This is a genomic window from Collimonas sp. (genome assembly GCF_035566555.1).
Taxonomy (GTDB): domain Bacteria; phylum Pseudomonadota; class Gammaproteobacteria; order Burkholderiales; family Burkholderiaceae_D; genus Collimonas.
On the sequence record NZ_DATMRB010000151.1, the window covers coordinates 1 to 22,562 of the forward strand.

Sequence of the window (22,562 nt, forward strand, 5' to 3'; positions counted from 1 at the left end):
TCACTATGCCTCGCCGCACACGGCAGATAGTCAGGAAGAGCTTGAGCGTGTCACACGCAAGCAGATGCAGGCCCATGAGTACCTTGGCAAGCATTTCTGCGGGGAGGGCGTTAATCGTGCTCTCAGCGGCAGTATTGCCACGGTGTTTTCGCTGACCGGCCATCCCGAGATTGATACCCATCCCCAGGATGAGCGGCGCTTCGTGCTGACGCGCATCGAACTGTCCGCACGCAATAACCTGCTGCTGGACTCGACCGTGCGCAATGCCTTGCATCTGGACGTGGAAGGCCCGATTTACAGCAACCGCTTTGAATGCGTCCGCGCCAATGTTCCTATTGTCCCGACCTATGACCCCGCTTGCGTGCCGAATGTCGGACCGATCAGCGTGCGCGTCACTGGCAGCGGAGATAAAGAAATTGATGTAGACGATCAGGGACGCATAGCCGTAAGGTTCTTGTTTACCCTGCCAGAAGAACACGCCAAGGCCGGCGCCTCGGATACGGCCAGCGATTCAGCGCGCCTGCGGGTCGCTTCGCCCTGGGCCGATGCCGGCTTCGGCGCCACCTTCTGGCCCCGCGTGGGCAGTGAAGGAATTGTTTTCTTCCTGCAAAATGATCCAGATAAACCTGTGTTCATGGCGAATATCAATAACGCCAGCAGGACACCCACCCGATTTTCCGGCAAGGGATCATTGCCGGGCAACTCAGCCCTGTACGGTATCCGATCAAAGGAAGTCAAAGGCACAGGCTTCGGGGAACTCCTGTTCGATGATAGCACCGGACAAACCAAAACAAAATTGTCCTCCGAGGTTGGTGCCACGCAGCTCAATCAAGGCTGGATCGGCCACCCGCGCACGGACGGCAGTTCCGAGCAGCGGGGGGCTGGCCTAGAAGCGCGCACGGATTTAGCGGGAGCCATCAGAGCTGCCCAGGGACTGTTGATTAGCACCGACGCCCGCCCCAATGCCAGCGGTCAAGTATTGGATCGGCAGGAACTGATCGGTCAGCTGGAAACAGCGCTGGCCATCGCTAAACAACTGGCAGAACTTGCTACCACCCATGAGGCCGGCGGAACCGACACAGCTCCGGCCCAGAAACTCGTTGACCAGATCAAAAACTGGGATGCGGACAAACCGGGTGGCGCGGCAGCAATCGCCGTGTCTGGCGCGGCTGGTATCGCTGTGTCCAGCCCCAACTCAGTCACGACTGCCGCCGGCACCAATCTGGACATGATCGCAGTCCAGGACGCCAATCTGAGCGCCGGCCGCAAGGTGCAGGTACGGGCCGGACAAGGCTTGTCGATGTTCGTGCCGCAGGAAGATGCGAAATTAATTGCAGCTACCGGCAATATCCAGGTTCAGGCGCAGGCCAATGAAATGGAGCTGGGCGCCGCCAAGCGCATGCACGTTTATTCGCTTGAATCGCTGCTGCTGGAGGCGCCGCAAATTGTGCTGCGTACCGACGGCGCGGAAATTGTCATCGGTAACGGCAAGATCACGATGTCTTCGTCGGCGCCGGTCGACGTTAAAGCGCCGTCATTCAACTTTGGCGGCAGCGGCGGTGGCAATACAGCTTTGCCGAATATGCCGCATTCGACGCTGGCTACCGATGAAAAGATCGCGTTTTCCGGACGCAGCGGCAAGGCTAGGGAAAACCTGCCGTATGAGGTCCGCGATACTGCTGGTGGGGTGCAGGATACTGGAAAATCCGCTGCCAACGGCGCCACACAAAGTACTATCACCGACAGCGTCATCAAGGCGTTGACGGTACATCTGAAACCTTGAAGGCTCGATAAATCATGAGTGAACCAGTTCTCCCGGACGCCACGCGCCGATTGACGCTGCAATTCGACAAAGACGGCGAACCGACCTTTGCTACGGTCTGTAGCCCTAAAAGTTTCACGCGTAGATCACTAGCCATCGTCCCACCGCGCCACGTAATTCCTGTGATTTTTGTACCAGGTATCATGGGGACGAATCTACGGGCAACCAAGGAATCGGATTCGAAACAGACTGCAGCCTGGCGCCCGCCAAATGGCAAACTTGCGGGAATTGGGGAGTGGATCAAGCGCGGCAATCAAGAGCCCGTAGATCGGCAAAAACAAATGACTCCCAGCATGACGGAGGTGGACCCTACTGGAAAAATTTCGATGCCGAGCGGCGTCGACACGCTCACTGCGGAAGAGGCCCGGCGACGGGGCTGGGGGGAATTACACTGGGATAGTTATGGTGAGGTTTTGCCGGAGCTGGAAAGAGCACTTAACGATCAGTATCTTAATCCCGGCACAAAAGACCCTCAAGAAATGGATGTTTGGAAATTGGCCAAAACTCTTAAGAAAGGGAAGCCAGGTAAAGAGGAAGATATTCTCAAGACATGGAATCCGATTAAAGGTGAAGTAACAGCACTGACCAAGGATGAATTCACACGTTTGGATGATTACTATTATCCCGTGTGGGGCTGCGGCTACAACTGGCTGGAAAGCAATGAAAAATCGGCACAAACTTTACTGAAGCGTATCGATGAGGCGCTGGCTTGGTACAGCAAGACCAAATATTTTATTCCAGAAGGCAAGGTCATCATCGTCACCCATTCGATGGGCGGCATGGTAACGCGTCGGGCAGCACAAATTTCCGAAGGTAAAATTCTGGGTGTGGTAAATGGTGTGCAACCAATGGGCGGCGCGCCGGTGGTGTATCGACGTTTCCGTGCTGGTACTGAAGTCGGAGGTTGGTTGGATATACCAGGCGCTGCTGCGGCAACGATTATCGGATGGAGCGCGGCGGACATTACTTGCGTTATGGCTAATTCTCCCGGCCCCTTGGAGTTATTGCCGACTAAACATTACCCGCCCGGTTGGCTCTATACGGAAAGAATCTCGAACGGCAAGCGCGAATCACTAATGCCCGCATTGCCGTTGGCCGACCCTTACGCTGAGATTTATGCAAAACGGGTACAAGACGCGTGGTGGGGTATGATCGATGAGACTTTGATCGATCCCGCAAAAATGTATCAGGACAATACGACACCCTTGGATTCATATAAAAGTTCGATAACTCAAGCGAGAGATTTTCACGAAAAGGCGGGCGTTTACTGCCATCCAAACACCTACGCCCATTTCGGTTCAGATCACAAACAGATTTCATTTGGTAGCGTGCATTGGATAACGCATGCTGATATACCAAATAACGTAAAGGAAGGATTGAGCGGATTGCCAACAGAAAGATGGACTACGTTTGGCAAAGCTCAAGTTGGCTCGGAAAATGACGGTATAACTTTCATGCTGCAAGATAAAACAAAGCCTGAAAAGGATGATGATCCAGATGCCGGTGATGGCACGGTTCCTATACATTCAGGTGAGCTTGTCGGTGAAAAGGCGACGCATGTCTTTAAAATGAAAGGTTTCACTCACGCCGAGAGTTATAAAGACAAAAACGTGATTGAGAACGTGTTGTATTGTCTCGGAAAAATTATTCAGGGCGCGACACCTGCAAAAGATTTGCCACAAAGTAAAGGAGAAACATGTACCGCTCCCGGCACTCCAAACGATTCGCTAGATTCGGCCTCGCAATCCTCACTGGCTTCTGCCTCATGACTTCTAATGCCAAGGAGCCCGTGATGAATAAGACTTCTAGTATTTGTTTTGGTCGGTTTTTGATTGACTTACCTGAAGGCAGCCAAATAAAAGAAATCGGGCAACAGTCTGAATTTTTATTCGGTCCTGTCACATCCGAACGCACTGATCTCGATGCGAAGGGATTCGCAGCGCGCATGGAAAAACGGGAAGCAGAACTTAAGGCCGGTAAGCAAAAAGATCAGTTCAAGCTATCCGAAGTACTGACCCCATCTCCTGACACAAAACTTTTTAAGTTGTCGCGAGCTTACGATTTATTTCCGAATGATCCACCATCAACAGGATTAGAAGCATATCGTTTTAACCAAGGTACAGTTTTCTCTATGGTGCATACGGGCTTCAATAGCTCGTTTCCTCAAGTTGTCGATCAACTGAAATCAACGGTACTTCCATCTATACGCGCTCGCCGAGCGGACGAAGTTCCAGCAGAGCCGGGCCTTTGTATTAAGGACGGCTTTATCGCAAATGATGGTAATGGGCGTGTATTTGAAGAGGCTAAAATTCAGCTCAATTTTAAAGACCAGCCAGACTTGTGGGTGTCCGTTTACAGTCGTACCGTAAACAAGGCGGGACAAAAAACTCTATTGCAACGCATCGCCAGCAATCCACTACCTGCCGAGCTTGCATCGGTAGCCGGGCAGGTAAGGAATTTGCGAAAAGGTGCACATCTGGTTGGTAGCTTTTCTGGCGAAGAGACTCTGGATGTCCTTCCTACCGAAGAAGGAGTCAAAGTTCACCACTTCGTTTGGGAAACTCAAGGTGCAATGAATGACCCGTTCAAACCAACTCTGCATCTGGAATTTTCTACCGGAAATGGGCAAGGAAAAGAACAGGGACAAAATGTTCGTCCATCTTTGACTGACGAACAAGCCGTCAAACTATTTGACAGTATTGTCAACTCTATCCGCCTGCGCCCAACCGGCCCGGCTAAAGTCAGTAGCGCAGACCCGACACCATCGTCGCCGCAAGCGCCGCTGAGTGAGGTTGTTGCTACCGGCTCGATATGTCCGCAGACTGGCTGGTGGCAATGTATCGAAACCGGGAATATTGACGGCGGCCGCCGACGTTTCGTCAAAGCCGGCGAAGCGATGCCAGCCGCGGTTCTTCTCGGCGATGCCAGTATGTGGCAAACGTTACGTGGCCAGCGACCCAGCCATTCCCTAAACACTGTGTGGTCTTTGGTCGCCTATGAAGAAACAGCAGTAACGCCTATTGCGGTAGCTAAAACAGATGCGGACGGCACGCCAGGAACCTCGCTCCCTGGCGAACCGACGCCAAGCTAACTAGCATGAATGGAGGCCACATGCCAAACGTAATCAGACTTGGTGATGCAACGGACCATGGCGGCAAAGTCGTTTCGGCCAGCGCGCCGTTCATTGTTGAAGGCATCGCGGTGGCCCGCGTCGGCGATACCTGCATGTGCCCTATCCAGGGGCATACCGTTTGCGTCATTGTCGAAGGCGCCCCGAATTTCGTTGTAGGCGGATTAGCTGTGGCGTTCGATGGACATAAAACAAGCTGCGGCGCAAGCCTGATTTCCAGCTTGTCGAATTTTGGTAAGTCTTAGCACGGTCAGTAACTAGAAATAATCGGCTTCATCAGGTATTCAAAGAAATGAAACAGATTGACAGAGATCGTGATGATCTGCATTTACATGGCTTTTATCGCACAATTATGGGGCGTGGTGCCGTTCAGCGATCTAGCGAAAATTAAAGGAAAAACATGTTCTGTTTCCGTCCAGGCACCTGTCAGCGGTTTATCCGATTCGGTCTCGCAGTTATCGCTGGTTTCGGTAATCTGACCGCTTATGCTAAAGAGCCTGTAATGAGTGAAACAAAAACATACTGCGTCGGTCGCTTCTTGCTTGATGTACCGAAAGACGCCGAAATCAACGGCCAAAGTAACGAATTTATATACGGACGAATTGAATCCGAGAAGACTCAGATCGATCCGAAAGCTTTTGCGGCCCAAATGGAAAAGCGTGAGGCAACGCTCAAGGCCGTCAATCCAGACAAAAGCAGGTCGTTGAAAGAAGCATATTCTGTAGGCTCGACCGGGAAAGTACTGGTGACCTTTGAAAATGTTTATGGTGACAAAGACTATGGCTTTGAGGCGTACAAGTTAGACCATGATCACCTGTTTTCTTTGAAACAGAAGAATTTTGACGAGACTGTATTCCGCAACGAAGTCTCTAGCCGCCTTAAAAATGATTTACTTCCTCGCCTACGGAATCGTCAACCTGACGAAATCCCGTCAGAGCCTGGATTTTGTATAAAAGATGGGTTCATTGCCGATAATGCTGCTCAGACCCAATATGAGAATGCGAGCATTAGTTTTCACTTCCCGCGCTGGCCAGATTTGATCATTACCGTCAGTACGGCAACCGTAAGTAAAGCTGGTGAGAAAACGTTGCTGCAGCGAGTCGATGGCCATCCACTGCCTGTAGTATATGCATCTGTTGCAGGGCAGCTGAAAACACTGCGACGAGGAACGCACGATGTAGGCGACCGCAAAGGCGAAGAAATTTTGGAGCTATTGCCGACGGAAGAAGGAATTAAGCAACATTCGTTTAGATGGGAAGCAAGTGGGACAAAAGACAAAGTCTTGTTGCCTGATCTCGTACTTGAATACGAAAGCGGCACCCCGCTAAACGGACACCCTCGACGTCCCACTTTGAGCGATGATGAAGCTACCAAACTATTCGATAGTATTGTTAATTCGATCCGGGTGCGTCCAACTGGTCCTGCCAAAGTCAGTAGCGCAGATCCGACACCATCGTCCCCGCAAGCGCCATTGGGTGAGGTTGTCGCGACTGGCGCGATCTGCCCGCAAACCGGCTGGTGGCAATGCGTCGAAACAGGGAATATTGACGGCGGTCGGCGGCGTTTCTTCAAAGCCGGCGAAGCGATGCCAACTGCGGTTCTTCTTGGCGATACCAATATTTGGCAAACGCTACGCGGTCAGCGACCGAGTCATTCTTTAAATACAGTGTGGTCGCTCGTCGCTTATGACGAAACAGTCGCGCCGCCTGTTGAGGTTATTGCCAAAACTGACGCAGGCGACACGCCAGGGGCCGCGCTCCCTGACCAGGCGCCTCCGGGCTGACCAGTGCAGACGGAACCCACATGCCAAACGTAATCAGACTCGGCGATGCTACCAACCATGGCGGCAAGGTCGTCTCGGCCAGTGCCCCATTTATCGTTGAAGGGATTCCGGTGGCACGCGTTGGCGATAATTGCATGTGTCCTATCCAGGGCCACACTGTTTGCGTCATCGTCGAAGGCGATCCCAATTTCATTGTCGGCGGATTAGCCGTGGCGTTCGGCGGACATAAAACGAGCTGCGGCGCAAGCCTGATTTCCAGCTTGTCGAATTTTGGAAAATCTTAGCAAGAGCGATGACAGGCAATAAAAGAATCAGATTGACAATCGAAGACATGCGGGAGATTGCCAAAGAGCGAGGCGGTCTTTGTTTGTCTGAGCACTACGTGGGTAATAAAATAGTGCTCCAATGGGAATGTGAAATCCTCGTGGCTCAACGTCGGCGCAGTAAAAGAAAAACCGCAAGATATTCTGTGCCGATATTACTGAAAAGAATGCGTAATTTTGTTGCAGGCTATTCCCAGGGGCAGGCGGTTACAACCCAATGAAGCCGGCGGCACTGTGCTTGCGCGAAAGCCGGCTGCGACGTCCGTTTGGCCGTTGCCTGCCAGTCCCCTGAAGCATTGAAACTGGATGTATATAATATGACGTCCAAGGAACCTGCAGAGCTCAATATGACCACCCGAACCGCCAGTTGCTCTTGCGGCCAGCTCACGGCCATCACGTCGGCCGAGCCTGTCCGCGTTTCCGTTTGCCACTGCCTGGCCTGCCAGCGCAGGACCGGCAGCGTGTTCGCGGCGCAGGCGCGATTTCCTGCAAGCGCGGTGGCCATCGCCGGGGCATCGAACTCCTTCGTTCGGGTCGGCGATGGCGGCGGCAGGGCCGCATTCCACTTCTGCGCCACCTGCGGCGCCACGGTGTACTACATTTGCGAGGGTCGCGAAGACAGCGTCGTCATCCCCGTGGGAGCGTTCGCAGATCCAGCCTTTCCCGCGCCCACCTTCTCGGTGTATGAAGAACGCATGCATAGCTGGGTTGAAATGCCGGCAGGCATCGAGCACATGGCTTAGTCCAGGTTGAATGCTTCAGTGAACTAGTGTGCCGTCGGCGACGGCGCCACGGCGCGTTCATATTCCGGCGGCGCCCACAGGTGCTTGAGGCGCTGCGCCAGGCTGCCCGGCTGGGCGACGTCGCGCCACATGGCGATGAATTCGTGGAAATTGAGCGTCAGCGCATTGTGGCTGTGAATCTGGCGCTTGATGCCGTAGTCCACGGCTTCCTGTTCTTCTACATAAGTGCCGAACAGGCGGTCGAAAATGATCAGCACGCCGCCATAGTTCTTGTCGATATAGCGGTCGTTGCGGCCGTGATGGGCGCGGTGGTTGCTGGGTGTGTCGAACCAGTACTCCAGCACCGGATGCAGCTTGCCGACGCTTTCGGTATGGATGAAGAACTGATACACCAGGTCGCAGGCGTACAGGATGAACACCACCGCCGGGTGCACGCCCAGCAGCACCAGCGGCATGAAGAACAGCCACCAGCCGGTGATCGGATACAGCATGGATTGGCGCATCGCCGTCGTCATGTTCATGTGTTCGCCGCTGTGGTGCACCACGTGGGCGCTCCAGAACCAGCGCACGCGATGGCTGCAGCGATGGAACCAGTAGTAGCAGAATTCGACGCAGAGGAAGATCGGCAGCAGGGTCCAGCCGTTGATCGGGATGGTAAAGAAGCGGTGATGCCAGAACCAGAATATGGCGGCGCCGACGAAGATCACATGCACCGCCAGTTCGAACAGCTGGTAGCTGCTGCCGAGGGTGAGGTTGGTGAGGATGTCTTTCCAATAGAACTGCTGGCGGGCGCCGCGCTTGCGCATGACCTGCCATTCGATCGCAAAGCCGAGCAGGAACAGGGGAGTCATGCCGATCAGCACCACCTGTTTCCACTCTATGTGGGAGCCGAACGTGCTTTCCATCCAGGCAATCAGATCCATCATGATGTACCGCTCCATGCGCTTTGTCGATACGCTTGATTCTAACGCTGTGCCTTGCTTAAAGGCTTGACCGCGTCAGACAAATATTTGACAATTCTCGCCATGCACCAAACCATCGCAGAACAGCAGCCCCGGGGCGTTGTCCCCAGCACCTATGTGCGGCTGCTATATGAGTATCTGGAACAGCGTGGCGTGGCTGCGGCCGCCTTGCTGGGCGTCGCTGCGCCGGAAGCGGCCGACCGCGGCTCGCTGCGCTACCCGGTGCTGGCCTGGCGCGGCTTGCTGCAACGCGCCGCCGACCACTTGCATGATCCCTTGCTCGGCCTGCATCTGGGACAGACCATCACGGCGGCCCATTTCGGCGTGATGGGCTATGTGCTGCTGGCCTGTCCGAACCTAGGAGCGGCGCTGGCGCGCACCCTGCAATACCAGCGCCTGCTGTATGACGTCAATCCGATGCGCAGCGTGCAGGAGGGCGCCGATCTGTTGCTGGAATGGGGCGTCGATCAGGGCCGTCCCGGACCGCTGGTCGATGAATGCGCCATCACCGCGCTGCTGCAGCTGGCCCACAACGCCACCGGCTGCCGCATCGCCGCAACCGAAATCCGCTTCGTGAATCCGGCGCCGACCGACATCCGTCCCTATCGCGAATGGTTCGGCTGTCCGGTACTGTTCGACCAGCCGCTGACCTCGATCCGCTTCCCGCAAGCGCTGCTGGGGTTGCCGCTGCGGCAGCCGGATACGGTCCTGTTGAATGTCCTGGAACGGCAGGCCGACGTCTTGCTGGCGCAACTGCCGCCCAGCGACGATTTTGAACAGGCGGTGCGGCGCTGCATCGCCCGCCTGGTGCGCGAAGGCCAACCGGAGCTGGAGCTGGTCGCCAATGAGCTGCACGTTTCGGCGCGCACCTTGCATCGCCGGCTGGCCGCCAGCGGCGTCAACTTCAGAGAACTGCGCGAAAGCATCCGCCTGCGCCTGGCCGAGGATTACCTGGCCGATCCGCGCCTGCAGCTGGCCGAAATCGCCCAGCTGCTGGGCTATTCCGAACAGAGCGCATTCACCCGCGCCTTCCGGCGCTGGAGCGGGCAGGCGCCGTATGCGTTCCGGCTGCAGCTGCTCAGTTCCGCCACCCGCTGAGATCTACCCTCAGATCCTGAAAGCAGCGCCACCGACGCAATGTGGCTGTTAGCTGTCGCCTCGTCACAAGTTTTCCCCGGACCCGAATGCTAGCTTGGCATGACGCTGCCGCTGCATGCCGCGGCGTCATGAGGGCGTCATATAAACGCTATAGCCTGTCGTTCGCATTCTGCAATGAGCAACCATTCCCGGAGATAAGCACATGACACAAAAGAGCAGGCGTGATTTTCTGTCCCTGACGGCAAAAACGGCGGCAGCAGCAGCGGCCGCGGGCGTCTTTCCCGACACCATCCGGCAAGCGCTGGCGGTTCCCGCCTACAGCAAGACCGGCACCATCGCCGACGTCGAGCACGTAGTGATCTTCATGCAGGAAAACCGCTCTTTTGATCATTACTTCGGCAAGCTGGCCGGCGTCCGCGGCTTCGGCGATCCGCGCGCCATCTCGCTGCCCAGCGGGCAGTCGGTGTGGTTCCAGCCGAACGGCGGCTCCTATGTGCTGCCTTACCATTTCGATGCGAAGGGTACGAACGCCACCCATGTAGGCCTGAACCACAGCTGGAAGGGTACTGAGGATGCGTGGAAGAACTGGGATGCCTGGGTGCCCAAGAAGACGGCCTACACCATGGGTTACTTCGACCGCGGCGACCTGCCGTTCTACTATGCGGTGGCGGACGCGTTCACCATCTGCGATGCCTATCACTGTTCGATTTTCGGGCCGACCGATCCGAACCGCTTCTATGCCTTGTCCGGCACTGCCGGCGAAAACATTACCGGCCTCAACGACGGCAACCTGTATAACGCCAATCCCATCTATAACGGCGACCTCAACAACGACGACATCAGCGCCGCCACCACCGCCGCCGCGCCGAACTGGAAGACTTACGCGGAAGTATTGCAAGCCAATGGCGTCAGCTGGAAGGCTTATCAGGAGTTCGATAATTACGGCGACAACTACCTGGCCTATTTCAGGAATTTCCGCGTCAACAGCGACGGCAGCCGCCTCAGCACCAGCTCGCCTTTGTATATCAACGGCAGGGCGCTGGCCGACGGCTCCAACCAGGGCAATACCGCCGGCACCAAGGGCGATCTGCTGATCAAGGCCTTCAAGCGCGATATTGATGGCGTCAACGGCAAGACCGCGTTGCCGCAGGTTTCCTGGATTTTTGCGCCTTACGAATATTGCGAGCATCCAGAGGCTTCCCCCAACGCCGGTGAGGATATCGCCTCCAGGCTGCTGGGCGCGCTGGCCAGCAATCCGGAAGTCTGGTCGAAGACCGTGTTCCTCATCAATTACGATGAAAACGACGGTTTCTTCGATCACATGCAGCCCAACGTGCCGCCGATGAGTGCCGACAAGGGCTTGACCACGCTGGCCGATCCGACCATCGGCGAAGTTTACCAGCAGGTGCCGAAGGGCCTAGGACCCCGCGTGCCGATGCTGGTGATTTCGCCGTGGAGCCGCGGCGGCAAGGTCTGCTCGCAGTTGTTCGATCACACTTCGGTGCTGCGCTTCCTGGAAGAGTGGCTGTCGACAGGCAAAGGCCTGGATCGCGACAAGGTCACCTGCAAGAACATCTCGCCATGGCGCCGCGCGGTTTGCGGCGACCTGACCTCGGCTTTCGATTTCAAGAACCCGAACAAGGCCTGGCCGCAGATCACTCCGGCGCCGCCTTATCAGAATGTCGATTCGCCGGTCAGCGCGACGCCGCCGGCGCAGCAGACCTTTCCGCTGCAGGAATCGAACCAGAACCCGCGCCCGGCCTGCCATTTGCCGTATCAATTCCATGTCGACGTCCGCGCGGCGGCGCAGTCCGGCCATCGCGAGCTGAAGCTCAACCTGGGCAACACCGGCCGGGCTGGCGCGGCTTTCATCGCCTATTCGAATCTGCGCCAGGACGGGCCATGGCAGTACGCGGTGGAAGCAGGCAAAGCATTGCGCGACGTTGCGCTCGGCAACTGGAGCAGCGATCAGTATGAATTGCGCGTGCATGGTCCGAACGGTTTTTTCAGGGAATGCAAAGGCAGTTTTGCAGTTGCCGGCAGCGCCGCCGCGGCGCGCCCGGAAATCCTGGTGCGCGACGACTACGAGCGTCAGGCGATTGTCCTGATCCTTTTCAACGAAGCCGGCGCCAAGACTTGTACCTTCACCGTGAGCGCCAATGCCGGCCCGTCGCGCGGTTTTGTGGCGCCGTACCGGGTCGAGGCTGGCAGGTCGCTACGGCTAATGGTGCCGCTGGCGGCGGCCAAGGGCTGGTATGACTTCAGCGTGACGGCGGACTCGGACGCCGGCTTCCTGCGCCGCATCGCCGGCCACGTCGAGAGCGCGGCGCGCAGCTGGACCGATCCGCAGATCGGCGTGATAGCGCCTTCGACCTTGTCAACGCCGACGCCGCGCATACGCCAGGGCGGCACGCTTGCCTTCAACTACAGCACCGCGCTGCAGACGCAGAATCCGCGCAACTGGATCGGCGTGTTCCCGGCCGCGGCCACGGTGCCTGACCAGGCCGGCTACAAAACCTACAGCGTGTATGAATATGCCGCGGCGCTGAGCGGCCAGGTGACGCTGAAGACGCAGGGACTGGCGCCCGGTTCCTACAAGGTCTGGTTCCTCGCCAATGACGGTTATGCCGAACAGCTGGCTGGTCCGGTCGTGTTTACCGTGACAGCCTGAACCCGGGCTTGCAGTGGCGGGCCGGTCAGCTTGCTGTCCGGTCCGTGCAGTTGAACATCCATTGCACGCCGAAGCGGTCGGTCAGCTTGCCGTAGAAATCGCCCCAGGGCTGGACCGCCAGCGGGGTGCTCACCTGGCCTCCTTGCCCCATCTGCGCAAACAAGGTCTCGGTCTGCCTGCGCTGATCCAGCATCAGGATATGCGCCGAGCCGCGCATGGGCTCGGCGTCGTGGTTGTCCGACGCAAAAAACAGCACGCCCGGCCCTTCGAAGCGGGCATGCATGATCTTGCCCTGCAGTTGTGGAGTGGGCGGCGCCATGCCGTTGACGCCATAGCGCAAAACTTCCGTGATTTCCCCGAGGCCGCATTGCGTGTAGAAAGCCAGCGCCTGTTCGCAGCTCGTGGTGAAAAAGAGATAGTTGGACAACTGCATGATGAATTCCCTTTCTCTGCCAGTCTCACGGCACCACAAGGTAGGGCTGGCCGACCTTGACGGTGTAAAAAATCAGGAAACGCAGGACCGCATGCTGGTCGGCGTTGCGGAACAGCGTATGCGGAACGGTGGCGCGGTCTTGCAGGCTTTCGCCGGCGTGGTAAAGACGCGGTTGTTCATCGCCATAGGCCGATTCCGCCGTCCCTTCCAAGATGTAATTAAGCCCGGCGACCGGATGATGATGCAGGGGCGAGGCGGCGCCCGGGGGAAAGACGATCAGATCCATCCGCATTTCCTGGTCGCTGCCGGGAATGGCGTAGCGTTGCAGCATGGTGCGGGTAATGCCGGCGGCAGGATCCGGCGCCGTCTCCGCCCGAGCGCCGGCTGCGGCGCATGTGATGACGACGGCCGCCGCGGCGACTGCCAGGCGGACTTTGCTGAATGAGAGCATATGAACCTCCGGTGAGTTTCGTGGCTGCTGGCTGCAGATTATGTTACGATCGTAATGCTGTCAATGATTATATTTCGATCGTCACATAAAGGAGCCGCCATGGTGCGCTACGCCCCCGGGCATAAGGAAGAGAGCAGGGCACGCATTGTGGATGCCGCTGGCCGCGGTTTCCGCAAACTTGGTTACGGCGGCATAGGCGTGGATGGCCTGGCGCGCGAGGCTGGCGTGACGCATGGCGCTTTTTACGGCCATTTCCATTCCAAGTCGGAGGCATTCGAGGCTGCAGTTGTGGCCGGGCTGGAGCAACTGCGCGGCGGCATCGAGACGCTGCAGGCGCAGCACGGGGCCGGCTGGATTTCCGTGTTCGTGAGCTATTACCTGGGTTACAAGCGCAGCTGTGAATTAGGCGAGGCCTGCACCTTGCCCAGCTTGTCGCCGGAAGTCGAACGTGCGCGAGCGTCAACCCGTGCGGCCTACCAGGCCGCGTTGCTGGGAGTGGCCGAGGCGGTCGCCGCAGGCCTGGCGGGCGGCAGCGAGGCGGAGCGCCAGGCACGCGCCTGGGCCTTGCTGGCCATGCTGGCCGGTGGCGTCAGCATGGCGCGTGCGGTGTCGGATCCGGCGCTGGCCGAGCAGATCGCAGCGACCATCCAGGCTGCCGCGATGCGCATTGCCAACGGCGAGGCTGCCGCTTGAACGGCTTGCCGCCGGCGCGTCTATCGGATTCCCGGTATTCTTTCAAGCATGCAAGGCCGCCTGCAACGGCGCAAGGCATTGATACTGCAATCACCTGAAAGGACAAATCATGAGTTCCAAGCCTGTCAAGATTCCCGGACCCGATCATCCCATCTCGGTGACGCCCAATCCGGCGCGCATCGTGGTCACCCTCGGCGGCCGTATCATTGCCGATACGCGCAAGGCGTTGACGCTGCAAGAAGCGGTTTACCCCGCAGTCCAGTACATTCCGCGCGAAGATGTCGACATGACGCTGCTGGAACGTACCGAGCACACCAGTTATTGTCCCTACAAGGGCGACTGTTCGTATTACAGCATTCCAGCCGGCGGCGAGCGCTCGCTCAATGCCGTCTGGTCCTATGAGACGCCGTACGCGGCAGTGGCTGGCATCAAGGAGCACCTGGCTTTTTATCCAGGGCGGGTCGATGCGATAGAGGAGCGCTAGGGCAACCTCCAGCACCAGGCAAAGAGCCGCAAACGGGACGGAAGAACTGTCGATCGCCAAAATAGAGCTGCCGGCAATTTTTTGCTACGGCAATGCCTGTTTGAGTTTCAGCGCCAGCCGTAGCGCCTCCTTTTCATCGACGACATTGGCAAAACCCATTAGCAAGCCTTGCTGCGGCTTGGCATGGATGTACCAGGGCGACAAAGGAGGCGAGGCCAGGCCTGCAGCGCGGGCATGGTTCGCCAGCATGACATCATTTTCGCGAGCCGCCAGTTTTGCCAGTATGTGCAAACCACCCGGCTGCAAATCGATCCGTATGCGGTCGCCCAGTACTTCCTGGAATACGCGCGAGGTCACGGCGCGGCGTTCCGCGTACAACAGGCGCATTTTTTTCAGATGTCTTGAGAAATGACCTTCCGCGATAAAGTCGGCAATGCCCGCTTGCAGCAGGTAAGGGCAGCCGGCGTTCAGGTTGTAGGATGCCGCCTGAAAATGTGCCACGGCGCTGGCCGGCGCGACCGCATACGCCAGCCTTAATCCTGGAAACATCGCCTTGCTGAAGGTGCCGCTGTAGATCACGCGATCATTGCGGTCCAGGCTTTTCAGCGCCGGCAGCGGCCGTCCCTGATAGCGGAATTCGCTGTCGTAATCGTCTTCGATAATCCAGCTGCCGGCCTTGCTGGCCCATTCCAGCAGCGCCAGCCGGCGTTCCAGCGACAGCGTCACGCCCAGCGGGCTTTGGTGCGAGGGCGTGACCAGCGCAAATTTCGCGTGCGGACTAAGCCGTTTACCTTCCTCGACCATCAATCCATGCTCGTCTACCGGCACCGGCACCAGCTTGACGGCAGCGGTTTGCAAAAACAGGCGCGCAAAAATGTAGCCGGGATCTTCGAACCAGAAGCCATCGCCGGCAGTCGATAGGCTGCTGAGGCTCAGTTCCAGCGTATTGCGCAAGCCGGTCGTGATGAACACCTGCTCCGGCAGGCAGGTCACGCCGCGCGAAACACCCAGGTAAGTTGCAATTTTTTCACGCAAAAGGTCGTAGCCGGCTGGATCCGGGTAGGCCAGCCGCGCCGGTTCGCAGCCGCGCAGGCGCTGCCCGACCAGCCGGTTCCACACCTTGCGCGGGAATGCATCGAGCGCCGGCAAACCCATCTGCAATGGTTTCGGCGCCTTGCCGTCGTGGTCGACGATGACGGCTGGCGTTTGTCCGCTCTTTGTTGCATGCGGTTTAAGGGCGGCAGGCGGGGGCAAAGACGGCGATACCACCGTGCCGGCCGCGCCCCTGATCAGAAAATAACCCTCGTCGGCGAGGATGCGGTAAGCCATTTCCACCGTGCCGCGCGCCAGGTTCAGTTCGGTCGCCAGCGCCCGCACCGCAGGCACGCGGTCGCCCGCCCGCAGATTGCCCTGCGCGATCGCCGTCTTGAAGCGTTGGCATATCTGCAAGTACATGGGCAATTCCAGCGCGCGATCGATGCGCAGATCCAGCTCAGGGGTATTCATGGACTAGTCCTTTTATCATTTCTTGGCCCTTCTAACACGGCCATGATTCTCGCATACTACACCTCAAGCAAACACCACTTATCCACTTCGATTGACCTTACCAAGGAGCAGCAAATGCAAACCCGCCTCGATTTCTACAGTGCCGACAAAGACGCCATCAAAGCACTGATCGGCGTTGAAAACCAGATCAACAAAGGCACGCTGGACATTCTGCTGAAGGAACTGGTGCGCCTGCGCGCGTCGCAAATCAACGGTTGCGCCTTCTGCCTGGACATGCACGTGACCGACGCCCGCAAAGCTGGCGAATCGGAACGCCGCATGGCGACCGTCGCCGCCTGGCGCGAAACGCCGTTCTTCAGCGAGCGCGAGCGCGCCGCACTGGAATGGACCGAATCGCTGACGCTAGTGTCGCAAAACCACGTGCCGGATGCAGTGTGGGAAACAGTCCGTCCGCATTTTACCGACGCCGAACTGGTCGAGCTGACCTTGCTGGTGACCTCGATCAACAGCTGGAACCGCTTTGCCATCGCTTTCCGCAAGATGCCGGAGTAATCGCCGGCGCTTCGGTAAATCGGGCCGCAGGTCCGCCGTCCATTGTTTTCGGAGAAATGCATGCAGTCCCAGCTAGAAATAAGACACATTGAAAGCGACGCCGACCTGGCGGCGTCTTTCCCGGTGATGCAGGAATTGCGGCCGCATCTGCGCGACCGCGCAGCATACCAGGCGCAGATCGCGCAGCAACGCCAGCAAGGCTATCGCTTGCTGGCGGCATGGCGCGATGGCGTCATCGTCGGCCTGGCTGGCTACCGGCTGCAAGACAATTTGCTGTACGGCCGTTTCGTCTACGTCGATGACCTGGTGGTCAGCGCATCGCTGCACCGTTCCGGCTTGGGCGCGCGGCTGTTGCAAGCCGCGCGCCAACAAGCCATGACCCTTGACTGCAGGCATTTTGTGCTGGATACCGGCTTGCATATGGCATTGGCGCAACGCTTTTATTTCCGCCAGGGGCTGCTTGCAAGAGGCATGCATTTCGTCGAACCATTGATACAGGAAGCAAGCACATGACACGCATTTTGCTATTGAACAGCGGCCCGCACAGCGACGCCAGCCATGGTTACCGCCTCGCGCGGGAAACGATTGCCGCATCAGGCATAGACAATCCGCAGATCACCGAACGAGACCTGGTGCAGTCGCCGCTGCCGCCCATCGGCCGCGACTATGCCATGGCCATTACTTCGCAAGCGGCTCCCGATGCGCAAGAATTCGACTGGTCGGAACGCCTGATCGTTGAGCTGGAGCAGCACGATATGCTGTTCATCGTGACGCCCATGCACAACTTCACCATACCGGCGGCGCTCAAGCTGTGGCTCGATCATGTGATACGCATCAGCCGCAGTTTCCAGGCGACGCCGCAAGGCAAGGTCGGCCTGATCAAGGATCGCCCGACCTTCATCCTGGTCAGCTCCGGCGGATTCTTTGCAGGCGAACGAGCGAAACAGGCCGACTTCCTGACGCCGTATCTGCGCTATGCGCTGGCCTCGATCGGCATTAGCGATGTGCATTTTTTTCCGCTGCAAGGGCTGGTTTTCGGCTCGGAAGCGGTGGCGCAGGCGGTGCACGAAGCGCGTCAGCAACTGGCTGAAAAATTGTCCTTGACCAGCGCATGTGAGCAGCTGGCGATGTGACTGAGCGTCTAAAAGCAATGTTCCGGAGCAGGGAAGGACTTGTCTCTGACTGCCTTGATATAGGCGCGCACCGCGCCTTCGATGCTCGGCTGTCCTGCCATGAAGTTGCGCACGAAGCGCGCCTTCTTGCCAGGGAAGACGTCCAGCATGTCGTGCATCACCAGCACCTGCCCCGAACAATCCGGGCCGGCGCCAATGCCGATGGTAGGAATCGCCAGCATCTCCGTCACTTCCTTGCCTAGTGCGCTCGGAATCGCCTCAAGCAGGAGCATCGTTGCGCCGGCTGCCTGCAGCGCCATGGCGTCGGCTTTCAGCTGCTCAGCGCTTTCGGCGGTTTTTCCCTGCACCTTGAAGCCGCCCAGCTGATGCACCGCTTGCGGCGTCAGGCCAAGATGGGCGAATACCGGCACGCCGCGTTCGGTGAGGAATTGCACGGTATCGGCCAGCCAGGCGCCGCCTTCAAGCTTGACTATCTGCGCGCCTGCCTGCATCAGTTTCACCGCATTGTCGAATGCCGACTGCGGCGTGGCGTAGCTGCCGAATGGCATGTCCGCGGCTAGCAACGCAGTCCGGTTGCCGCGCGCGACGCATGCCGTGTGATAGGCAATATCCGCGATCGTCACCGGCAAGGTCGTGCCGTGCCCTTGCAAGACATTGCCGAGCGAGTCTCCCACCAGCAGTAAATCAACGCCGCAATGGTCCATCAGCGACGCAAAACTCGCGTCGTAGCAGGTCAGCGTTGCAATTTTTTCACCGGCAGCGCGCATGGCCAGCAGCGCCGGCACGGTGACCGCTTTGCTGCGCACGGCGCTTTCAGGTTCTTGCAGATATCCAGACATAATCGTTCCTTGATGTTGAAAAATCATGCTCGCCGCGCGTTGCCCATGCGCCGGCGCCATGCTCGGCTAGACCCCAGCTCTCGAGCATTCCTGATGCTCAGGAGCGGAAAGGGGAATGATCATAACCGAAAAGCATGGACTCATCGCAGGGCCGGGCAGGGCAGCACGGGGAACTGTATGATGCGGGTAATCGCGTTTTAACCGCATTTTGATTCCCGCCACTCAGAACAATGAACGATCTGAAAATCGCATCAAATTCCCGTGATCTGGACTCCAGCGACATGTCGGTCCGCCGCCGTTCCCTGATAGCCGCCTGCAGCGCTCACGCCGTACATGACGGCCTGACCGACCTCATCTATGTGCTCTTGCCAATCTGGCAGACGCAATTTTCCATCAGCTACGCCCTGGTAGGGCTGTTGCGCGGCTCCTATTCCGGCATGATGGCCGGCTTCCAGCTACTGGCCAGCAGGCTGGCCAAACGCTGGGGACGGGAGCGCATGCTGGTGGGAGGGACGGCGCTGGCCGGCGTTGCCTACCTCATCGCCGGCCAGGCGGGCGGCCTGACGGTGCTGCTGATCGCACTGCTGCTGGGCGGGTTGGGCGCCAGCACCCAGCATCCATTGGCGTCCTCCATCGTCACCGATACGTATGAAGCAGGCGGCGGGGTCAAAGAAGCGCTGGCGCAGTACAACTTTGCCGGCGACATCGGCAAGACGCTGATACCCGGGCTGGTGGGTCTGTCGCTGCTGGTCATGAGCTGGCAGACCAGCGTGACGCTGATGGGGCTGCTAGGCCTGGCCGCGGCCGGCCTGCTGTGGTACCTGATTCCGGTCCGGAGCGATCCGGCATCCGCTAAAAGAAAAGCCGCCAAGACCATCGCCGGCACCGGCTCGGCCAGCGGGCTGCGTGCGCTGCTGCTGACCGGCACCCTGGACAGCGCGGTGCGGATGGGATTTTTGACCTTCTTGCCATTCCTCTTGAAAAGCAAAGGCGCCGGCACAGCCGGCATCGGCTTGGCCTTGTCGCTATTGTTTGTCGGCGGCGCCTTCGGCAAGCTGTTATGCGGTTACCTGGGAGCGCGCATCGGCATGATGAAAACAGTGTGGCTGACGGAATCCGCCACGTCGCTGTTGATCTTGCTGGCGGTGTGGCTGCCGCTGACCGGAACGATGGCAATGCTGCCGCTGCTGGGACTAGCCTTGAACGGCACGTCTTCGGTGCTGTACGGCGTGGTGCCGGAACTGGCCAGCCCGGGCAAGCGCGAGCAGACTTTCGCCCTGTTCTATACCGGCACCATCGGCGGCGGGGCGCTATCGCCGGTGCTGTTTGGCCGGCTGGGCGACGTCGCTGGCGTTCCCGTTGCCGTGATAACGCTGGCGGCGATCCTGCTGTTCACATTGCCATTGTCGTGGCAGGTGCAGAAGGGATTGGGTAGCTGATTGCCCGGCATTTGTGTCAGTGTTGTCAGGCGCGGGATATCTATTTCTATGAATTCGCGGCTTTGACCGGCGGTTCTCGGCCAGAAGCTGCCGTTCAAAATACGCATAGAACGTAGGAAGAAATCGACCAGAATGAATATTGGTAATCCAATGATGCATAGTCTCAAAAGCCTCGTCGGTATCGCACTTCAAGACTGGAATAGTGACAAGAGTTGGCAGGCAATCGCAGAGTTGCAGATGCGTGGATCATCTGAATCTCTCGCTATTGCCCGGAGGTTTGCAAAGTGTCGGAATTGGAGAAAACGAGCTCTGGGTTTGTATATCGCATCACAGCTTCGCAGAAGTCAAAAAAAATGGGGGACAATGGGAAGCGCGGAGTATGCGTTGCGGGAAACGCAAGCGATATTGTTAGCTGGTTTGCGGGATGACTGCGTTGAAGTTGTACGTGCCGCAATTTCTGGATTTGCCCACAGGCCGCATCAGTCGGCATTGCCGAATCTCGTTAGATTTGCAAGTCACCCAGATCAACAGATACGTCTCCAAGTAGCCATTACGTTAGGCAGCTACATCGAGGTCGAATCAATTGATGCACTATTAAGGCTTGCGACAGACATCTCTGATGACGTTCGCAATTGGGCGACCTTTAGCATCGGCTCAATGCATCGAGCAGATAATCCCAATATACGGGACCTACTATGGCGCAATTTACAGGACCGCGATGAAGATGTCAGAGGTGAGGCGGTGGTCGGCCTGGCAATTCGCAAGGATGAGCGAGTCGTCTCAGTCCTGCTCGAATTGTTGGACACTGACTGCCGAGTCTTTGAACTGGATGCTGCGGAACGAATGGCGAGTCCGCTGCTTTTGGATCGCCTGAACGCATTAAAGAAATCTGTTAACGACAAAGACACAATTGATTCATATTGGTATCGACATCTTTTAGATGCGATTGTGTCGTGTAGTCGTACCAAAATGTAGGAACGGCCTAGATTTTTGGGTACGTAACCGGCCCAATTCGGCCAATACCGGACCGTCGGAGCATCTGCGAATCTGTAGCTATTGGCACATTAGGTGTAACTAAGGAGTCGAATGACTTTCACCAAATCACAATGGGTCGGTAATAAATGGCCATCGGTCGACATATTCCCATATGAAACCGATGACTTTCTAGTGGTTGTTTCCTCACTCTGTACTGCGTTTTCGCTCCCGACACCCAATATCGTCGATATCTTGGACGGGTATGCCGCGGATTTGATAATAGACAAATTCCCGGTGCAGATTATGATGGATAACTGGACGTTCTCCGTGGCCTCAGAAAGCAGCGATGTCAGGGACGCAGTCATGAATATTTTGGAGGGTATTTCGTTTACTCCGAAGTCTGATTCGGCACCCTAGGCCCGAATATCGCTGCGGGTTTTAGCAATCTAGATGGCCGCTTATGAGTGTCCTCTCATTTTTATAACGATTGGCGCAAATCGGCCAGAAGCGGTCTCTGAAGTAGTCGTTCGCAATACCATATTTTTTTAATTGATTTCATATCCGATTGGGATTGGAGGGAATAATGGGATTAGGATTTCTACCTTGGGAAATGTTGCCAACGTGGTTACTTGGTCCGCTCATGGCTTTGATTGGGGCATATCTTTTCGTTCACACTGAACCACTTTCCTGGCGCCAACTGGAAGCTTCAGCGTTTGTCGTTATCGGCGCTTGTATGTTTCTCCACGGTGTGAGGAAGTTAATTGCCAAATCAAACGAGAAAAAAAGCGAGGCGTTGATGAGCAATCTGAAAGAAATTACGCACAAAAACCGAATCAAGTAAGGATTAATTTTTTGCGGTTTTACTGAGTTTGTAAATGTTGAAGACGTTGGGCGATATCGGCCAAAACCCGCCGCTCGAAAGCGTTTTCTAAACTTATAGCGATTCAAGCGTTCACACGTTAGACAGTCATCATGCGCATACTCGAAAATTCGGAATATCAGAAGATATGGGACATTTTTTATGAGCGGTTTAACTTTCGACCTTCGGTCAACGGCCCATTTCCAGCTATATCTGAACCGCTGCGGTCAATCACTTTCGGTTTCGCTGCCAACGTCAACGATGAAATGCTCGGCGAGCTCAAAACGTCAATCTTCGATGCATTTGAGGTAACCGACTCTCTTTCCAACGAAATCTACTATCTCGATTGGCAGCATGAGTGCTACGCCATAAACAGAAGCACTGCCAAAAGTAGTTGGGTCAACGGTTTTCCGGACGGTGACTATGCGATTCTATTGGCAAAGGATATGTGTAGCGGTACTTTTGGCCATCCTTGGGAACCAAGCATTTGCCTCTTCGGAGACGAATTTGTTCAGGCGGTTCTTCGGTAAGCGTGACGCTAGTAGCGTTGTTGACTTTGCTGGAGTTCGTTCTTAGAGATCGATGATTTTTCGCAGCAGTCCAGGCGACACTCGCCATTGCTCGCCATCACAAAGTAGTGAATAAGTTTTTGTGTTTATTTTGGTA

25 protein-coding genes are annotated in these 22,562 nt (G+C 57.0%); 20 read left to right on the top strand and 5 right to left on the bottom strand.

What is annotated here, in order from left to right; translation table 11 throughout:
- From VNZ65_RS18770 to VNZ65_RS18805, 8 genes are all read left to right on the top strand, one after another.
- On the top strand, positions 1 to 1,783 hold a 1,783-nt coding region (locus VNZ65_RS18770; protein WP_325671703.1), incomplete at its 5' end, for a type VI secretion system Vgr family protein.
- A 14-nt stretch (positions 1,784 to 1,797) separates the two neighbouring features.
- Positions 1,798 to 3,591 (top strand): hypothetical protein, encoded by a 1,794-nt coding sequence (locus tag VNZ65_RS18775; RefSeq protein WP_325671705.1) that lies wholly within the window; start codon positions 1,798 to 1,800, stop codon positions 3,589 to 3,591.
- Between the two features lie 23 nt (positions 3,592 to 3,614).
- Positions 3,615 to 4,913 carry a T6SS immunity protein Tli4 family protein gene (locus VNZ65_RS18780; RefSeq protein WP_325671707.1) on the top strand — a complete coding sequence of 433 codons (1,299 nt, stop codon included), beginning with the start codon at positions 3,615 to 3,617 and terminating at the stop codon, positions 4,911 to 4,913.
- A gap of 20 nt (positions 4,914 to 4,933) precedes the next feature.
- On the top strand, positions 4,934 to 5,197 hold the full coding sequence (locus tag VNZ65_RS18785) for a PAAR domain-containing protein (RefSeq protein ID WP_325671709.1): 264 nt from the start codon (positions 4,934 to 4,936) through the stop codon (positions 5,195 to 5,197).
- Positions 5,198 to 5,352: 155 nt separating this feature from the next.
- Positions 5,353 to 6,735, top strand: a complete 1,383-nt coding sequence (locus tag VNZ65_RS18790) for a T6SS immunity protein Tli4 family protein (protein WP_325671711.1) — start codon at positions 5,353 to 5,355, stop codon at positions 6,733 to 6,735.
- A gap of 20 nt (positions 6,736 to 6,755) precedes the next feature.
- A complete protein-coding gene (locus VNZ65_RS18795; RefSeq protein WP_325671713.1) occupies positions 6,756 to 7,019 on the top strand; it encodes a PAAR domain-containing protein in 264 nt (87 codons plus the stop codon).
- 32 nt (positions 7,020 to 7,051) lie between these two features.
- Positions 7,052 to 7,279: a hypothetical protein gene (locus VNZ65_RS18800; protein ID WP_325671715.1), complete on the top strand. Its 228-nt coding sequence runs from the start codon at positions 7,052 to 7,054 to the stop codon at positions 7,277 to 7,279.
- Positions 7,280 to 7,375: 96 nt separating this feature from the next.
- Positions 7,376 to 7,801 (top strand): GFA family protein, encoded by a 426-nt coding sequence (locus VNZ65_RS18805; RefSeq protein ID WP_325671717.1) that lies wholly within the window; start codon positions 7,376 to 7,378, stop codon positions 7,799 to 7,801.
- A 23-nt stretch (positions 7,802 to 7,824) separates the two neighbouring features.
- Here the strand turns inward: VNZ65_RS18805 and VNZ65_RS18810 are convergent, their stop codons facing one another.
- Complete coding sequence (locus VNZ65_RS18810; RefSeq protein ID WP_325671719.1) at positions 7,825 to 8,727, bottom strand: sterol desaturase family protein; 903 nt, start codon at positions 8,725 to 8,727, stop codon at positions 7,825 to 7,827.
- A gap of 99 nt (positions 8,728 to 8,826) precedes the next feature.
- On the opposite strand from VNZ65_RS18810, the gene VNZ65_RS18815 reads away from it, so the two are divergent.
- Both VNZ65_RS18815 and VNZ65_RS18820 read left to right on the top strand, forming a co-directional pair.
- Positions 8,827 to 9,861, top strand: coding sequence for an AraC family transcriptional regulator (locus VNZ65_RS18815; protein WP_325671721.1), 1,035 nt, complete (start codon positions 8,827 to 8,829; stop codon positions 9,859 to 9,861).
- Positions 9,862 to 10,063: 202 nt separating this feature from the next.
- The gene (locus tag VNZ65_RS18820; RefSeq protein ID WP_325671723.1) at positions 10,064 to 12,532 is read left to right on the top strand and encodes a phosphocholine-specific phospholipase C; all 2,469 of its coding nucleotides are present in this window, start codon (positions 10,064 to 10,066) and stop codon (positions 12,530 to 12,532) included.
- 25 nt (positions 12,533 to 12,557) lie between these two features.
- Here the strand turns inward: VNZ65_RS18820 and VNZ65_RS18825 are convergent, their stop codons facing one another.
- Both VNZ65_RS18825 and VNZ65_RS18830 read right to left on the bottom strand, forming a co-directional pair.
- On the bottom strand, positions 12,558 to 12,965 hold the full coding sequence (locus VNZ65_RS18825) for a glyoxalase/bleomycin resistance/extradiol dioxygenase family protein (RefSeq protein WP_325671725.1): 408 nt from the start codon (positions 12,963 to 12,965) through the stop codon (positions 12,558 to 12,560).
- Positions 12,966 to 12,990: 25 nt separating this feature from the next.
- Positions 12,991 to 13,416 (bottom strand): cupin domain-containing protein, encoded by a 426-nt coding sequence (locus VNZ65_RS18830; protein ID WP_325671727.1) that lies wholly within the window; start codon positions 13,414 to 13,416, stop codon positions 12,991 to 12,993.
- A gap of 99 nt (positions 13,417 to 13,515) precedes the next feature.
- Here VNZ65_RS18830 and VNZ65_RS18835 point away from each other — a divergent pair, with 99 nt between their 5' ends.
- Both VNZ65_RS18835 and VNZ65_RS18840 read left to right on the top strand, forming a co-directional pair.
- Entirely contained in the window at positions 13,516 to 14,109 is a 594-nt protein-coding gene (locus tag VNZ65_RS18835) for a TetR/AcrR family transcriptional regulator (RefSeq protein WP_325671729.1), read from the top strand.
- A gap of 109 nt (positions 14,110 to 14,218) precedes the next feature.
- A complete protein-coding gene (locus tag VNZ65_RS18840) occupies positions 14,219 to 14,593 on the top strand; it encodes a DUF427 domain-containing protein (RefSeq protein ID WP_325671731.1) in 375 nt (124 codons plus the stop codon).
- Between the two features lie 84 nt (positions 14,594 to 14,677).
- Here VNZ65_RS18840 and VNZ65_RS18845 read toward each other — a convergent pair whose 3' ends face one another.
- Positions 14,678 to 16,099, bottom strand: a complete 1,422-nt coding sequence (locus VNZ65_RS18845; protein ID WP_325671733.1) for a PLP-dependent aminotransferase family protein — start codon at positions 16,097 to 16,099, stop codon at positions 14,678 to 14,680.
- Between the two features lie 114 nt (positions 16,100 to 16,213).
- On the opposite strand from VNZ65_RS18845, the gene VNZ65_RS18850 reads away from it, so the two are divergent.
- From VNZ65_RS18850 to VNZ65_RS18860, 3 genes are read left to right on the top strand one after another with little or no spacing between them, the layout of a single operon-like run.
- Positions 16,214 to 16,651, top strand: coding sequence for a carboxymuconolactone decarboxylase family protein (locus VNZ65_RS18850; RefSeq protein ID WP_325671735.1), 438 nt, complete (start codon positions 16,214 to 16,216; stop codon positions 16,649 to 16,651).
- 60 nt (positions 16,652 to 16,711) lie between these two features.
- Entirely contained in the window at positions 16,712 to 17,164 is a 453-nt protein-coding gene (locus VNZ65_RS18855) for a GNAT family N-acetyltransferase (RefSeq protein ID WP_325671737.1), read from the top strand.
- The gene (locus VNZ65_RS18860; RefSeq protein WP_325671739.1) at positions 17,161 to 17,784 is read left to right on the top strand and encodes an FMN-dependent NADH-azoreductase; all 624 of its coding nucleotides are present in this window, start codon (positions 17,161 to 17,163) and stop codon (positions 17,782 to 17,784) included. The genes VNZ65_RS18855 and VNZ65_RS18860 overlap by 4 nt, the downstream gene beginning before the upstream one ends.
- Positions 17,785 to 17,792: 8 nt before the next feature.
- Here the strand turns inward: VNZ65_RS18860 and panB are convergent, their stop codons facing one another.
- Positions 17,793 to 18,623, bottom strand: coding sequence for a 3-methyl-2-oxobutanoate hydroxymethyltransferase (gene panB / locus VNZ65_RS18865; protein WP_325671741.1), 831 nt, complete (start codon positions 18,621 to 18,623; stop codon positions 17,793 to 17,795).
- A gap of 230 nt (positions 18,624 to 18,853) precedes the next feature.
- Here panB and VNZ65_RS18870 point away from each other — a divergent pair, with 230 nt between their 5' ends.
- The 5 genes from VNZ65_RS18870 (at position 18,854) to VNZ65_RS18890 (ending at position 22,426) form a co-directional block, all read left to right on the top strand.
- Positions 18,854 to 20,062 (top strand): MFS transporter, encoded by a 1,209-nt coding sequence (locus VNZ65_RS18870; RefSeq protein ID WP_325671742.1) that lies wholly within the window; start codon positions 18,854 to 18,856, stop codon positions 20,060 to 20,062.
- Between the two features lie 132 nt (positions 20,063 to 20,194).
- Positions 20,195 to 21,037: a HEAT repeat domain-containing protein gene (locus VNZ65_RS18875; protein ID WP_325671744.1), complete on the top strand. Its 843-nt coding sequence runs from the start codon at positions 20,195 to 20,197 to the stop codon at positions 21,035 to 21,037.
- A gap of 111 nt (positions 21,038 to 21,148) precedes the next feature.
- Positions 21,149 to 21,454 (top strand): hypothetical protein, encoded by a 306-nt coding sequence (locus VNZ65_RS18880; protein WP_325671746.1) that lies wholly within the window; start codon positions 21,149 to 21,151, stop codon positions 21,452 to 21,454.
- A 166-nt stretch (positions 21,455 to 21,620) separates the two neighbouring features.
- The gene (locus VNZ65_RS18885) at positions 21,621 to 21,878 is read left to right on the top strand and encodes a hypothetical protein (protein ID WP_325671748.1); all 258 of its coding nucleotides are present in this window, start codon (positions 21,621 to 21,623) and stop codon (positions 21,876 to 21,878) included.
- Between the two features lie 131 nt (positions 21,879 to 22,009).
- Positions 22,010 to 22,426 (top strand): DUF2716 domain-containing protein, encoded by a 417-nt coding sequence (locus tag VNZ65_RS18890; RefSeq protein ID WP_325671750.1) that lies wholly within the window; start codon positions 22,010 to 22,012, stop codon positions 22,424 to 22,426.
- Positions 22,427 to 22,562 lie beyond the last annotated feature (136 nt).

Excerpts from the sequence above, each read along its gene's own strand:
- VNZ65_RS18775 (WP_325671705.1), top strand. The coding sequence starts at position 1,798 with ATGAGTGAACCAGTTCTCCCGGACGCCACGCGCCGATTGACGCTGCAA.
- VNZ65_RS18780 (WP_325671707.1), top strand. The coding sequence starts at position 3,615 with ATGAATAAGACTTCTAGTATTTGTTTTGGTCGGTTTTTGATTGACTTA.
- VNZ65_RS18785 (WP_325671709.1), top strand. The coding sequence starts at position 4,934 with ATGCCAAACGTAATCAGACTTGGTGATGCAACGGACCATGGCGGCAAA.
- VNZ65_RS18790 (WP_325671711.1), top strand. The coding sequence starts at position 5,353 with ATGTTCTGTTTCCGTCCAGGCACCTGTCAGCGGTTTATCCGATTCGGT.
- VNZ65_RS18795 (WP_325671713.1), top strand. The coding sequence starts at position 6,756 with ATGCCAAACGTAATCAGACTCGGCGATGCTACCAACCATGGCGGCAAG.
- VNZ65_RS18805 (WP_325671717.1), top strand. The coding sequence starts at position 7,376 with ATGACGTCCAAGGAACCTGCAGAGCTCAATATGACCACCCGAACCGCC.
- VNZ65_RS18810 (WP_325671719.1), bottom strand. The coding sequence starts at position 8,727 with ATGATGGATCTGATTGCCTGGATGGAAAGCACGTTCGGCTCCCACATA.
- VNZ65_RS18815 (WP_325671721.1), top strand. The coding sequence starts at position 8,827 with ATGCACCAAACCATCGCAGAACAGCAGCCCCGGGGCGTTGTCCCCAGC.
- VNZ65_RS18820 (WP_325671723.1), top strand. The coding sequence starts at position 10,064 with ATGACACAAAAGAGCAGGCGTGATTTTCTGTCCCTGACGGCAAAAACG.
- VNZ65_RS18825 (WP_325671725.1), bottom strand. The coding sequence starts at position 12,965 with ATGCAGTTGTCCAACTATCTCTTTTTCACCACGAGCTGCGAACAGGCG.
- VNZ65_RS18830 (WP_325671727.1), bottom strand. The coding sequence starts at position 13,416 with ATGCTCTCATTCAGCAAAGTCCGCCTGGCAGTCGCCGCGGCGGCCGTC.
- VNZ65_RS18835 (WP_325671729.1), top strand. The coding sequence starts at position 13,516 with ATGGTGCGCTACGCCCCCGGGCATAAGGAAGAGAGCAGGGCACGCATT.
- VNZ65_RS18840 (WP_325671731.1), top strand. The coding sequence starts at position 14,219 with ATGAGTTCCAAGCCTGTCAAGATTCCCGGACCCGATCATCCCATCTCG.
- VNZ65_RS18845 (WP_325671733.1), bottom strand. The coding sequence starts at position 16,099 with ATGAATACCCCTGAGCTGGATCTGCGCATCGATCGCGCGCTGGAATTG.
- VNZ65_RS18850 (WP_325671735.1), top strand. The coding sequence starts at position 16,214 with ATGCAAACCCGCCTCGATTTCTACAGTGCCGACAAAGACGCCATCAAA.
- VNZ65_RS18855 (WP_325671737.1), top strand. The coding sequence starts at position 16,712 with ATGCAGTCCCAGCTAGAAATAAGACACATTGAAAGCGACGCCGACCTG.
- VNZ65_RS18860 (WP_325671739.1), top strand. The coding sequence starts at position 17,161 with ATGACACGCATTTTGCTATTGAACAGCGGCCCGCACAGCGACGCCAGC.
- panB (WP_325671741.1), bottom strand. The coding sequence starts at position 18,623 with ATGTCTGGATATCTGCAAGAACCTGAAAGCGCCGTGCGCAGCAAAGCG.
- VNZ65_RS18870 (WP_325671742.1), top strand. The coding sequence starts at position 18,854 with ATGAACGATCTGAAAATCGCATCAAATTCCCGTGATCTGGACTCCAGC.
- VNZ65_RS18875 (WP_325671744.1), top strand. The coding sequence starts at position 20,195 with ATGAATATTGGTAATCCAATGATGCATAGTCTCAAAAGCCTCGTCGGT.
- VNZ65_RS18880 (WP_325671746.1), top strand. The coding sequence starts at position 21,149 with ATGACTTTCACCAAATCACAATGGGTCGGTAATAAATGGCCATCGGTC.
- VNZ65_RS18885 (WP_325671748.1), top strand. The coding sequence starts at position 21,621 with ATGGGATTAGGATTTCTACCTTGGGAAATGTTGCCAACGTGGTTACTT.
- VNZ65_RS18890 (WP_325671750.1), top strand. The coding sequence starts at position 22,010 with ATGCGCATACTCGAAAATTCGGAATATCAGAAGATATGGGACATTTTT.